Raw genomic sequence first — 12,859 nt, 5'->3', positions numbered from 1 at the left:
GTCTGTTGTACAGGGGTTCATACGTTAATCGAGATACACGTCCTCAATCTCACCGAACGTCTCTTCATCAAACACGAATGAGCCGTTGGCGTAGCGGTCCAAGAGCGTCAACTGCTTCGTCTTGACCGTCTTCGCTTTCTCTTTCCCGATGATGTGGAGCGTTTCATCGTCATGCACCGGGAGCACACGACGAATCTGGTGCGGTTTCGATTTGACTTCGCGGATGAGCATCGTCCCGCGCAAGTTGCGGTTCGTGCAGTCGAACTGATCCTCGAGCTTCATCTTCTTGACCGCTCCACGTTGCGTCACGAGGACGAACAGCGGCGGTGTGAAGAAGGCAAAGGCATCGGCGACCACATCGCCATCTTTCAAGTTCATCGCTTTGACGCCGGCGGCACGTTGGCCGACGACCGGAACATCGTCTTCTTTGAACCAGAGGCCATAGCCGCGCTCAGAGACGAGGAACAGTTGTCCTGGCCCGTCACTGATGCCCGCGAAGACGACCTCGTCGTCACCTTTTAACTTGAGCGCCATGAGCGCTTTCGACTTGCGTTGGGCGTCATAGTCACGGAGCGGCGTCCGTTTGACCATGCCTTCACGCGTGACGAACAGGCAGTGCGCGTCGGTGTCGAACGTCGAGACGACATCGGCCGAGACGACTTGTTCGCCTTCGATTGGCACGAGGTTGGCCACATGCTGTCCGGCGTCTTTCCATTTCGACTCTGGAATCTGATGGACCGGGATGAGCAAGTAGCTGCCTTTGTTCGTCCAGACGAGCAAGTGGTCCGTCGTCATCGCCTGGGTGACGAGGACGGGACGGTCTTTCTGCTTCATCTCCGGCATCTCGTCGCTCGAGGCGCCATATGAGCGCATCGATGAACGTTTGACGTACCCGTCGCGGCTGACGAACACCATCGTCTCTTCGACGGCGATCATGACCTCTGTCTTCAGTTTCAACTCTTCGACTTCCGATTCGATGACCGAGCGCCGTGCGTCGCCGAACTCGTCACGGAGCGCGGTCAACTCTTTCGAGATGAGCTTCCGTTTCGTCGCGTCGACGTTCAAGATGTTGGCGAGGCGAGCAATCTCTTTTTGGAGCGCCTTCGCCTCTTTTTGGAGCTCGACGATATCCGTGTTCGTCAACCGATAAAGTTGGAGCATGACGACCGCTTCGGCTTGACGGTCCGTGAACGAGAACCGCTCCATGAGCTTCTGTTTCGCCTCGGACTTGTCTTTGGCCGAACGGATGAGTTCGAGCGTCTCGTCTAGGACCGAGATGGCCTGTTCGAGCGCGTCGACGATCTCGGCGCGTTTCTTCGCCTGATCGAGTTCGAACGTCGTGCGACGGGTGACGACTTCTTCGACGTGCTTCAAGTACGCGTCGATGATCGACAAGAGACCCATCTGTTTCGGTGTCCGGTTGACGATGGAGACCATGTTGTAGTTGTAGGCGAGTTGCAAATCGGTATGCTTCAAGAAGAAATGGAGCACACCTTCCGCATCGGCTTCCTTCTTCAATTCGATGACGACGCGGACGCCGGTCCGGTCGGTCTCGTCACGGACTTCGGCGACACCTTCGACTTTGCGGTCGAGACGGAGCTCTTCCATCTTCTTGACGAGGTTCGCCTTGTTCACCTCATACGGGAGTTCGGTGATGGTGATCTGTTCACGGCCGCCCTTAAGTGGCTCGATGACCGATTTGGCACGGATGATGACCTTGCCTTTTCCGGTCTCGAACGCCTTCAAGATGCCGTCTTTGCCCATGACGATCCCGCCAGACGGGAAGTCAGGTCCTTGCATATAACGGAATGCGTCATTCGTCGTCTCGACCTCACCTTTCAAGCGGGCGATGGCGAGATTGAGCACCTCGGTCAAGTTGTGCGGCGGAATCTCGGTCGCATAACCGGCAGAGATTCCCGTCGTCCCGTTCATGAGCAGGTTCGGGAGGAGTGACGGCAAGACGAGCGGCTCTTCGGTCGAATCGTCGAAGTTCGGCGTATAGTCGACCGTATTCTTCGAGATCGATGTCAGCATGACGCCGGCAATCTTCGACAGACGGGCCTCGGTATACCGCATCGCGGCGGCCGAGTCGCCGTCCATCGAGCCGTTGTTCCCGTGCATGTCGATGAGCGGGTAACGCAACTTCCAGTCCTGCGATAGGCGTACCATCGCCTCATAGACGGAACTGTCACCGTGCGGGTGATAGTTACCGATGACGTTACCGACCGTCTTGGCCGATTTGCGGTACGGTTTCTCGTTCGTGTTGCCTTCATGGTGCATCGCATACAGGATGCGGCGTTGAACGGGTTTGAGCCCGTCGCGCGCGTCCGGGAGGGCCCGGTCCTGGATGATATATTTCGAGTAACGCCCGAAGCGGTCACCGACGACCTGTTCGAGCGACAAGTTTAAAATATGTTGAATCGTCGACATCGTTACATCACTTCCTCAATCGCTTTAGTCACGTGTTCATTGGCGATGATTGAATCATCTTCCTGGAGGCCGAAGGCGACGTTCTCCTCGATCCATTCACGGCGATGGGCGACATTGTCTCCCATGAGCACCGAGACACGCTTGTCGGCGACGGCAGCGTCGTCGACCGTGACGCGGATGAGCGTCCGTGTGTCGGGGTTCATCGTCGTCTCCCATAGCTGGTCGGCGTTCATCTCCCCGAGACCTTTGTAGCGCTGGAGGATATAACCCTTCTTATACACTTTGACGAGCTTCTCGAGCGCCTCTTCGTCCCAGGCGTACTCGAACTGTTCCGACTTGCCTTTCCCTTTCGAAATCCGATAGAGCGGCGGCAAGGCGACGAACACTTTGCCGGCCTCGACGAGCGGACGCATATAGCGGAAGAAGAACGTCAACAGGAGCACTTGGATGTGGGCCCCGTCTGTATCGGCATCGGTCATGATGATGATCTTGTCGAAATTGCAGTCTTCAAGGTCGAAGTCGTGGCCGACCCCAGCCCCGATCGCGTGGATGATCGTGTTGATCTCCTCATTTTTCATGATGTCCTGGAGTTTCGACTTCTCCGAGTTGATGACCTTCCCGCGCAGCGGCAGGATGGCCTGGAACGTCCGGTCGCGGCCCTGTTTGGCCGAACCGCCGGCCGAGTCACCCTCGACGAGGAACAGTTCGTTCTTGGCGGCGTTCTTCGACGTCGCCGGCGTCAGTTTCCCGTTCAAGATGCTCGAACGTTTCTTCTTCTTGCCGTTGCGCGCCTCTTCCCGGGCTTTCCGGGCGGCTTCGCGGGCCTGGGCGGCGCGGATCGCCTTCTTGATGAGCATCGTCGCCATCTGCGGGTTCTCCTCGAGGAAAATCGTCAGTTGTTTGGCCATGACACCATCAGCGCTCGTACGGGCCTCGGGCGAACCGAGTTTCGATTTCGTCTGCCCCTCGAACTGGAGGAACTCTTCCGGGATGCGTACCGAGACGATGAGTGTCAAGCCTTCGCGGACGTCACCGCCGTCAAGGTTCTTATCTTTTTCTTTCAACAATCCGTTCTTACGGGCATACTCGTTCACGATGCGGGTCATCGCCGTCTTGGCGCCGACCTCGTGCGTGCCGCCGTCACGAGTCCGGACGTTGTTGACGAACGAGAGGACGTTCTCAGAATAGGCGTCCGTGAACTGGAAGGCGAGCTCTAGCTCGATATCGTTCTCTGTCCCTTCGAAATAGACGATCGGATGAAGCGTCGCCTTATCGTCGTTCAAATATTGGACGAATTCGGCGATCCCTTCCTCGTAATGGAACGTCTCTTCTTTGGCAGAGCGCTCGTCCGTCAGCGTGATCGTCAATCCTTTTAATAGGAAGGCTGATTCACGGAGACGTTCGGCGAGCGTGTCGTAGTTGTATGTCGTCGTCGAGAAGATCGAGGCATCCGGTTTGAAGTAGACGCTCGTCCCCGTCTGGCGCGTCTTGCCAGTCTCGAGGAGTGTCGTCTGCGGAATCCCGCCATCGGCAAACGTCTGCTCGAACACCTTGCCGTCGCGATAAATCGTGACGAGCACCTTGCTCGATAGTGCGTTCACGACCGAGGCACCGACCCCGTGGAGTCCACCCGACGTCTTATAGCCGCCTTGGCCGAACTTCCCGCCGGCGTGGAGGACGGTGAAAATGACCTCCGGCGTCGGTTTGCCAGAAGCGTGCATCCCCGTCGGCATGCCGCGCCCGTGGTCACGTACCGTGATGGCATCATCTTTATGGATGGTCACATCGATTTGGCCACCGAATCCGGCGAGCGCCTCATCGATCGCGTTATCGACGATCTCATAGACGAGATGGTGCAACCCGCGATGGTCGGTCGAACCGATATACATCCCCGGACGTTTCCGGACAGCAGTCAGTCCTTCGAGCACCTGAATGGCGTCTTCATTGTAATTAAATAGATCTGTTGACATCTTCGTCACCTCAATTTCGAACACACGTTCGTTTTTCTATCCTATTGTATAGCTGTTTTTGGATTCTGGCAAGCCTCCCCGCGAGCAAGGCTCGTGAAAAAAAGGAGACCTACCAAGGAGGTAGGTCTTAACCGAGAAGGCGGGCGTGCTCGACATAGATGCATCGATTTTCGATGTAGTCGAGTCCGGCATCGCGAGCGATTCGCTCGGCGTCCGGGCTGGTGAGCCCGAGCTGGTTGAAGACGAGACCGACATCCCCATGTCGGACCGCATCTTCGGCCACGCCGGCCAAATACTCATTGCGTCGGAAGACGTCGACGATATCGACGCGTCCCGGGATGCTCTCGACCGTCGGATAGACTTTACGTCCGTTCCACGTCTCGAGCGTCGGATTGACAGGGATGACCGTGTAACCTTGTAACAGCAGATAGTCTGCGATTTGGTTTGCGGTCTTGTTCGGGTTGGCTGACACGCCGACGACAGCAATCGTCTTCGCCTCGGTGAGCCATTGTTTCAAACGTTGATCGTCCATCCTGAAATCCCCCTTTTGTTTACGTACTCAGTGTACCTTTACCTGAATCACCGTTTCAAGCTTTATTTTCTTTTATCATACAACTGTAACTCTTTCAAATTTTTAAAACAAATCAATTGGTTCACCATAACTTATTATGTAAACCATATTATAAGGCGTATTTTTATGGTTTCCCGGGTCGATGTGTGACTCACTTGGAAATGACGCTTGAACGAACATTGCGTGAAATATCTATTTCACGCAATTATACGTTCGATTTAAAGGCGTTTGCGCGTGTCGATTTCAATCGATTGTTGGATAGGCATGGGCAAATGAGGATGGGTTCGGTATACTGAAAAAAGGAGGTGTTCGCGTGGGAACAGCCTATGAGGAACGTCGCGGTACACTATATAATTACCGCATCACTTTTTATGGGAACGTGTTCGCTTGGCTCATCCATGTCGTGTTCTTGATCACGTTTTGGCGACTTGACGTAACCGTCCTTGCCTGGTCGAACGTACTCAGCGTTCTTTATTACACATTGTCTTTTTATTTTGTACATAAACGATATTATCGGACGTTCTTCATTGGTCTCTTCGTCGAGGTCGTCTATAACGCCATCATCTCGACAATCGTCCTCGGCTGGGGCGCGAACGTCCACTACTTCATCCTCACGGTCGCCTATGGCGTGTTCTTCATGCCGAACGTGAGCCGGGCCATCCGAATCGCCTCGACGATGCTCGCCATGGGAATCTATGGCTATTTATATGTGAACGTGACGGACGGGACATCGCCGCTCGGCCCGACCCTCGAGCAAGTCATCGGGGTGACATGTTTACTCGCGACCATCGCCTTGATCGCCGGGCTGTCATTCATCTTCGAAGGGGCGGTCGTCGAGGTGACGTCCGAACTCGAACAGACGAACGAACGGCTACATACCCTCGCCTCGCGGGACGGTCTGACCGGTCTCTATAATCGTACGACCGGATACCGTTTAATCGAAGAGGCGATCCGTGAAGCAGTCTTGTCGGGACGCCCGTATGCGGTCGTCCTGGCCGACATCGACCATTTCAAGTCGTTCAATGAACGGCATGGCCACGACTGCGGCGACCTTGTGCTCAAACAAGTCGCCTCTGCACTCACGCGGACCGACGGCATTGCCGTCCGCTGGGGCGGCGAGGAATTTCTTTTGTTCTTGACGGACCAGTCAGAGGACGAGGCGGCGCAAGCGATCGACCACCTGAGACAGCAAATCAAATCTCTCGAGACGATTTATGAGGGACGACGGCTCAGCGTGACAATGACATTCGGTGTCACGACACACCGTGGGTTCAAGCCCGTCGATACGCTCGTCAAAGAGGCGGACGACCGGCTCCGGGCCGGGAAACAGGCCGGGAAAGACCGCATCGTCACGTCAATCCATCATTAAGCGAGGAGCGATTTTTTGAGTATATTCCGCCAGCTCGGCCAATCACCGACGAAAGTCGACGCGAGACGTTTCAACTTGAGCGGCTATGAACGCATGCCGCGCTTCATCCAACGGTTCTTGAACCACTTGGCCGCCAAACACTACTCGGAGCAGACCGCGCAGCGCTATCTGTATGATTTTTTGGATTTCTTCCGCTGGGTCGAGACCGCGAGTGCATCCGAGGTCGACCCGTCATCGGTCGAAATCGAATCGTTCGTCGAGTTCGACCATGCCGGGGCCGAGGCGTACGCGACGTACCTCGCCCTCGAGCTCGACAACGCACCGAGCGTGATCAACCGCAAACTGTCGTCGATGCAGTCGCTGTTCAATCATCTGATCGAGACGGGCATCACGGCGCACAACCCGTTCCAGGCCGTCGAGCGACCGAAGCGCGCCAAGCGCAACCCGGTCTATTTGACCGAACAGGAATGGCTCGACTTCTCGACGCTCGTCCGCAGCAACGTCGGCATGTCCGACCGCGAAGCGAGCTGGTACGAACGCAATCGGGACCGGGACTTCCTGATGATCCAACTACTCGGATTGACCGGGATGCGTGTCTCTGAACTTGTTGGCCTTGATTGGAACGATATCGACCGAGAGAACGGGACGATCCGTGTCATCGGGAAAGGGAACAAGGAACGCGTCATCCCGATCGCCTCCCCGCTCGAGCCGCTCCTCGACGGCTATCGTGGTCAAGGCGCAGGTCCCTTGTTCTGCTCCGAGAAAGGCAAACGGATCTCGGTCCGCACGGTGCAGCACGCGTTGAAAGGGCACATCGACCGCCTGAAGCCATATCTGCCATTTTTGACGCACAAGCAGGTCACGCCGCATAAATTGCGACACACATTCGCCTCTCGTCTCGCCATGAGCGGGGTCGACGTCTTGACGATCCAACAACTGCTCGGACACGAGTCGGTGGCGACGACGCAAGTATATGCCCATATCGGTGACGAGAAGAAAAAACAAGCGTTAACCGGTTTACGATAACTTATTATGTAAACCAAGATAAAACACCCGAATCTATCAACAGGATAGGTTCGGGTGTTTTAGTCATAACTGTTTTGTCGAGAGGATGACAATCGTCTCATCGAGCACTGTATAGTAGGCGTCCTCGAACGTTTGACGTTCGTTCGTCTCGAGGTTGAAGATGCTCACGCCGCCCCCTCCTTCAGCCGATTCATGGATGAAATAGGTCGAAGCGAGTACGCGCTCGAACGGAGCCGTATCGAGGAAGCGGGCACCGGTCGTCGCGTCAATCAGTTCGGTGTGATCTTCCGATTCCTCGACTTTGATAAAGACCGTCGAACTGACATCATCATACGTGAAGTCGATCGGTTCATAGGCCCCCCAGTCGACGACCGTGACCTCCCGGAGCACGTCCGGTGCCGCCAACTCATAAATCGTCTCCTCATTCGCTGCATCGACGAACGCAGAGAACCGCAGTTTCGCGTCCCGTTCCCCGAGATATTGGACCGTGTCCCCTTCCCCATGGAGCCGAATCAAGTCCTCGAACGGAATCTCCCCTTGTCGGTCCCGGATAGCCTCGACCGCCTCGTCGAGCGAACAGATGAGGATCGCTTCCGAGTGGTCGATCGCATCGTCTGGCGAGACCCGTCCGTCCTCGAGCGCCTCGTAATAGGCGAACTCGTCCAATCGGGCGTTACAGACGATATAAGGGACACCGTCCAGCTCGGTCGTGAACAGATACAGCTCGCGGAACTTACCGGCATGGCCGACGAGCCGTTCATCACGGATCCGTTCTTGGAACGACGTCTCGGCATCATACAACCATGCCTCATCCGCATCCCCGAAACTCGTCAAGAACAGGAAGTAACGATCGGCGAGTACCCAATAGAGCGTACTGTTGCCTCGTTTCTCGAATGTCGCGAGTACAACCTCCTGTCCAGAGTGGTAATCGAAGGCGATCAGTTCCGTTCGGACGACCCCGGTCCGGTCCGGTGTCTCGTTCAAGAAATAGACGCGGTCCTTACTGACGAACAGCTTCGAGATTCCGTAGTCTTCATACACACGACGGCCGACCGGAGTAACGGAACCGTCTTCTTCGTCATAGCGGAAGATCGAGAAACTTGTCTCACCCGACTTTTCGCGGTAATAGACGGACGTCTCGGTGACCGCGATCAAGTCCTCATGGCTGATTGACATGGCACGTGCATCAACGATTCTCATAGCGCACCTCTCTCATAAGAAGATTCGACCGGTTCGACGGTGACGATACCGGGTGGTCGTTTCGGGAATGAAATCCGCAGATGGGCGAATTCGATGACAGACTGGCGAGGGTCGGCCTTCTCGATCCAGCGAATTCGTTGCCGGTTCGCCAAGGCATGACCGATTTTTTCTTCGATTTGGAACTGCGAGATACCGCGATAGGCGACTTCCTGGATATACGTCGTCTCGTCGGCTTCGAACTGTTGCCAAATGCCCATGACGAGCTGCCCGAGTGCCGAGACGCGTTGTTCCGGTAATCGGACCGTCCGTAACGTCTGTTCGACTTCTTTCAAACAATCGAGCGGATCGTCAGCCACCGCGAACAATCGCTTCGCCGAGTTGTTCATGACCCGATAACGTCGTTTCCCGCTCTCCAGCCGGAGTACTTGCGCGTATGGCTCGACCGGTACCCCGTGAAAGAACGTGTCCACCCCACCCCAAGAAAATCCGAAGGCTGGATCGAACTTTTGGATCGTCTTCATGAAGGCGAGCATGAAATCCTCGACCTCCCGACGCTCGAGCCGTAACCATTCGGCGAGCGCGAGCGTGCCTCGGTCTTTCTGAATCCGGTGCACCGGGAAGAACAAGTCCCCCTCCGCCAGGCGATGTGGTTTGAGTTCGGTCCCGTCGGCGCGATAGTCCGTCGCCGGACGGCCGCTCCGGCCCGCATAGACAATCCATTCGTCTTCGGTGCTCTCAAACGCGTAGGCTTGATGCGCCCATGGCGGCGTCACGTATAATGCCGGATACTCTTCATACGTCTCCAGGTGCAGGTAAGAGCGGTCGGTCCACAGTTGTGCGAGCAAGCGGACGATTTCCCCGGTCTCTGAGTCCTTCGGTGCGATATAGTTGCCCGTGTTACCGATGTACGTCAAAACATGGAAGTCATAGGCGTGATACAGATGGCGGACGATGCGCTCGAACACGGCGGCGATCATGCGCTCGAACAGCGGATGGTCCTCGTTCCGGTCGACCGAGGTCGCATCGACGGTGCACATGAGCCATCCCATACGCACATAAAGCCGAATCCGGAGCGGATACGAGATCAACGGGGACGAAGATGCATGAATCTCCGTCAGACCAAGGTTGGCCATGTTCTCGACCTGTAACGTGAATCCGCTACGCCTCAGTTGTTCTTCCATCTTCTTTTTCCAATTGATCGTCTCCATCGCATTCACTCGCTTTCTGTTGCCATGTCAGCTTTGTGGCTCATTGTGAAATTTTTCCCGTTTCTTGATTCATACAAACGCCTTTCCACCGGCGTGTTCTGTCAGACGCTTGAGTGCTTCGTCAAGCACTGGTCGTGCCGTCCCGAAATTGAGCCGTTCGAACGTCGTCCCTGACGCACCGAACGGGAGGCCCGGTGACAAGAACAGACGGACTTGCTCGTGCAGCCACTTCTTCCGCGCTTCCGGTTCAAGACCGAGCCCCGCGAAGTCGATCCAGAGGAGATAACTCGCCTCGGGCATGAACGTCTTCAATTGTGGTAGTTCTTCCTGGAGCCGCTCGACGAGGTACGTCGCCTGCTCCTCGAGTTCGGCCGTTAATTGGTCAAGCCAACGCTCGGCGCGCGAATCCGTGTAGGCGGCAATGATGGCCGTGTTCGCGAACGGTGTCGGCAGGACGTGATGTTTGTTCTGGACTTGGATGATTCGTTTACGCATCGCATCGTCCGGACAGATGATGTAAGAAGCGAACAGTCCAGCGATATTAAACGCCTTCGACGGCGCACTCACCGTGATGACCGAGTCATCGAGTCGATTAAGGGCGGTGTGCCGTTGTGACGGGTACGTCAAATCGGCATGGATCTCATCAGCGACGAGGATGACGTCATGGCGACGTGCCAGCTCGACGACCTGCTTCAGCTCGGACTCTGTCCATACCCGTCCGACCGGGTTGTGCGGCGAGCAGAGCAAGAACAGCTTCGCCTTGCGCATCTGTGTCTCGAGCGCATCGAAGTCCATCTCGTAGCGACCATCGACTTGACGAAGCGGGGCGTCGAGCAACTCCCGTTTCAACCCGGTGACCAGTTCATGAAATGGCGGATAGACGGGCGACTGGATGACGACCCCATCCCCTTCCTCCGTCAACGCCTCGACGATATGCGTCAATCCCGGTACGACGCCACTCGAGAACAAGACGTGATTGGCATCGACGTTGAGCCCGTGACGGCGGTCGTACCATGAACTCACGGCCGCTTGCGCCTCTCTAGAGAACAAAGTGTATCCGAACTCGCCTGTCGCGGCCCGCGCCGTGAGCGCCTCCGAGATGGACGGGGCCGTGCGGATATCGATGTCCGCCACCCAAAGCGGCAAGACGTCATCTTTCAAATGGAACCAGCGGTCGAGCCCGTCCCATTTCACCGAATCCGTTCCGGTCCGGTCAAGCGATTGATGTAAGATTGATTTCATGTTCATCCCTCCTACTCCTACTGTAACAAAAAACGGACGTCCGAGTCCGCAAAACGATGGCGGATTCGGGGCACGTCGGCTATAATCGACCGAGATACTACAAGGAGGTGAATCTGATGGACGTGACCGTCATCCGCCATAAACGCCGGAAACGGGCGGCTTTCTTCGTAACGCCGGACGGAATCGAGCTGCGGATTCCAGCTAGGCTCCCGGACCGGGTCGTCGAGACGATTTTAACGGAGCATGCCGGCTGGATCGAAGATCGCCTCGCCGCATTGCCTAAGCGTGACATCTTACCAGCCGACAGACTGCTTTTGCACGGAGAGACGTTCCCGCTCGTCAAACGTGATACCGAGACAAGGTTCCGTTTCGACGGCGAAAACTTTCACTGTCCCGCTGCATGGGACGAGTCATCGCTTCGGAAAGCGCACGAAGCTTGGCTCCGCGAGCGGGCTCTCGCCTACGTCACGAATCGGGCGCCCCACTATGAACGTCAGCTCGGTGTGAAGGCGAGCCGAATCCGCATCGGCCACCAAAAGACGCGCTGGGGGTCATGCAGTTCGACCGGGACGATCTCGATCAACGTCCGGCTCATGCTCGCCCCGCGGGACGTCATGGACTATGTCATCGCCCACGAATGGACCCATCTCGTTCATTTCGACCACTCGAAAGCGTTCTGGTCGAAGCTTGCGTCAGTGTATCCAGACGTCGCCGGCGCGATGGCCTGGTTGAAACAGCATGGCCATACGCTGCAAATCAAAAAAACCAATTGAACGTGCCCCTTTTCAGGAGGCATGTCCGATTGGTTTTTTTAGATGGCGGAGGTGAACCGCTCGGCTGTCCCGTTCAGCGAATCGGCCGACTGTTCGATATGCTCGAACCGCTCGAGTGTCTGTTCCATGATGCGCACACTCTCTTGAATGTCTGCACTGGAGCGGGATACACCGTCGACGATCGAGACGAGCTCTTTGTTCATCCCATCCGTGTTCGAGCGCACTTCGATGACGGCACGTTCGACGAGACGTGACAGGTTCCGCACCTCGGTCGCGACGACGTTGAAGCCGAGACCGTGCTCACCTGCCCGTGCGGCCTCGATGGCGGCGTTGAGCGACAACAGGTTCGTCTGGGCGGCAATCTCTTTGATCGTACTGGCGATTTTCGTGATCTCGCCCGCCTGCTCTTGCAAGTTCGCGAGCATCTTCAAGTTCTGATTCGAGTCCGCATCAAGGCGTTCGATCGTCTGTTTCAACTGTTGACTCTCTTCCATGCCACGACGGGCCCGGTCGTCAAGGTTATCGGCCATGTCACGGAATGAACGCGCATATTCCTCAATCGTTTGTTGGCGACTCGTGATGTCGGAGGCGATTTTGACGACACCGACGACCTCGTCCTGTTCATAGATCGGCATATACGTCGCCTCGAGCCAAATCGAGTCACCTCGGGCGTCAATCCGTTCGATTTTGTCGGCCGAACTGAATCCGTCGAACAGCTTGTTCCAAAACGCTTGATAGTCGGGGCTGCTGACGAAACTTGGTGTGCAGAACAAGTGATGGTGCATCCCGATCATTTCGTCACGTTTATATTTCATTGCCTTGGCGAAGAGGTCGTTCACATCGACGACGCGTCGTTGACGGTCGAATCGGATCATCGCCACGTTGGCCTCGAGGGCACGGAGCACGTCAGGGGATGAGAGGCTAGCGGTCTTTGTCAGTTCCATTCCGATTATTCCTACCTTCTTTTCTCGATTTCCTTTAGTGCTTTATTCCTGGAATGTAGCGGAATTCTAGTGTACCCTGTGTGAAAAGTCCTGAATAGCGTCGGTTTTTGAAATCGAGTCAATATC

General features: G+C 55.9%; 10 protein-coding genes. 3 read left to right on the top strand and 7 right to left on the bottom strand.

Annotated features, from left to right (window positions below; translation table 11 throughout):
• Nucleotides 1–24: 24 nt before the first annotated feature.
• The 3 genes from parC to KNP86_RS06505 form a co-directional block, all read right to left on the bottom strand.
• Complete coding sequence (gene parC, locus KNP86_RS06515; protein ID WP_034777628.1) at nt 25–2,430, bottom strand: DNA topoisomerase IV subunit A; 2,406 nt, start codon at nt 2,428–2,430, stop codon at nt 25–27.
• Nucleotides 2,431–2,432: 2 nt separating this feature from the next.
• Nucleotides 2,433–4,400: a DNA topoisomerase IV subunit B gene (parE, locus tag KNP86_RS06510; protein ID WP_214753285.1), complete on the bottom strand. Its 1,968-nt coding sequence runs from the start codon at nt 4,398–4,400 to the stop codon at nt 2,433–2,435.
• A gap of 127 nt (nt 4,401–4,527) precedes the next feature.
• Complete coding sequence (locus KNP86_RS06505; RefSeq protein ID WP_138859418.1) at nt 4,528–4,932, bottom strand: CoA-binding protein; 405 nt, start codon at nt 4,930–4,932, stop codon at nt 4,528–4,530.
• 352 nt (nt 4,933–5,284) lie between these two features.
• Here KNP86_RS06505 and KNP86_RS15760 point away from each other — a divergent pair, with 352 nt between their 5' ends.
• Nucleotides 5,285–6,340, top strand: a complete 1,056-nt coding sequence (locus KNP86_RS15760; protein WP_034777631.1) for a GGDEF domain-containing protein — start codon at nt 5,285–5,287, stop codon at nt 6,338–6,340.
• A gap of 15 nt (nt 6,341–6,355) precedes the next feature.
• Nucleotides 6,356–7,366 carry a tyrosine-type recombinase/integrase gene (locus tag KNP86_RS06495; protein ID WP_034777633.1) on the top strand — a complete coding sequence of 337 codons (1,011 nt, stop codon included), beginning with the start codon at nt 6,356–6,358 and terminating at the stop codon, nt 7,364–7,366.
• A 63-nt stretch (nt 7,367–7,429) separates the two neighbouring features.
• Here the strand turns inward: KNP86_RS06495 and KNP86_RS06490 are convergent, their stop codons facing one another.
• From KNP86_RS06490 to KNP86_RS06480, 3 genes are all read right to left on the bottom strand, one after another.
• Nucleotides 7,430–8,566, bottom strand: coding sequence for a hypothetical protein (locus tag KNP86_RS06490; RefSeq protein ID WP_034777636.1), 1,137 nt, complete (start codon nt 8,564–8,566; stop codon nt 7,430–7,432).
• Entirely contained in the window at nt 8,563–9,774 is a 1,212-nt protein-coding gene (locus KNP86_RS06485) for a hypothetical protein (protein WP_034777637.1), read from the bottom strand. Before KNP86_RS06485 ends, KNP86_RS06490 begins: the two co-directional genes overlap by 4 nt.
• A gap of 69 nt (nt 9,775–9,843) precedes the next feature.
• Complete coding sequence (locus tag KNP86_RS06480) at nt 9,844–11,016, bottom strand: MalY/PatB family protein (protein WP_034777639.1); 1,173 nt, start codon at nt 11,014–11,016, stop codon at nt 9,844–9,846.
• Nucleotides 11,017–11,132: 116 nt separating this feature from the next.
• Here KNP86_RS06480 and KNP86_RS06475 point away from each other — a divergent pair, with 116 nt between their 5' ends.
• Nucleotides 11,133–11,789: a M48 family metallopeptidase gene (locus tag KNP86_RS06475; protein ID WP_214753283.1), complete on the top strand. Its 657-nt coding sequence runs from the start codon at nt 11,133–11,135 to the stop codon at nt 11,787–11,789.
• A 38-nt stretch (nt 11,790–11,827) separates the two neighbouring features.
• Here the strand turns inward: KNP86_RS06475 and KNP86_RS06470 are convergent, their stop codons facing one another.
• Nucleotides 11,828–12,733 (bottom strand): methyl-accepting chemotaxis protein, encoded by a 906-nt coding sequence (locus KNP86_RS06470; protein ID WP_214753282.1) that lies wholly within the window; start codon nt 12,731–12,733, stop codon nt 11,828–11,830.
• Between the last annotated feature and the right edge of the window lie 126 nt (nt 12,734–12,859).

It is taken from the genome of Exiguobacterium sp. s16 (genome assembly GCF_018618115.1).
Lineage (GTDB): Bacteria > Bacillota > Bacilli > Exiguobacteriales > Exiguobacteriaceae > Exiguobacterium > Exiguobacterium mexicanum_A.
This window is presented reverse-complemented; position numbering and strand designations above follow the sequence as displayed.

Bases quoted from the DNA above. Each gene is read 5' to 3' on its own strand.
- parC (WP_034777628.1), bottom strand. From the start codon at position 2,430: ATGTCGACGATTCAACATATTTTAAACTTGTCGCTCGAACAGGTCGTC.
- parE (WP_214753285.1), bottom strand. From the start codon at position 4,400: ATGTCAACAGATCTATTTAATTACAATGAAGACGCCATTCAGGTGCTC.
- KNP86_RS06505 (WP_138859418.1), bottom strand. From the start codon at position 4,932: ATGGACGATCAACGTTTGAAACAATGGCTCACCGAGGCGAAGACGATT.
- KNP86_RS06490 (WP_034777636.1), bottom strand. From the start codon at position 8,566: ATGAGAATCGTTGATGCACGTGCCATGTCAATCAGCCATGAGGACTTG.
- KNP86_RS06485 (WP_034777637.1), bottom strand. From the start codon at position 9,774: ATGGAGACGATCAATTGGAAAAAGAAGATGGAAGAACAACTGAGGCGT.
- KNP86_RS06480 (WP_034777639.1), bottom strand. From the start codon at position 11,016: ATGAAATCAATCTTACATCAATCGCTTGACCGGACCGGAACGGATTCG.
- KNP86_RS06475 (WP_214753283.1), top strand. From the start codon at position 11,133: ATGGACGTGACCGTCATCCGCCATAAACGCCGGAAACGGGCGGCTTTC.
- KNP86_RS06470 (WP_214753282.1), bottom strand. From the start codon at position 12,733: ATGGAACTGACAAAGACCGCTAGCCTCTCATCCCCTGACGTGCTCCGT.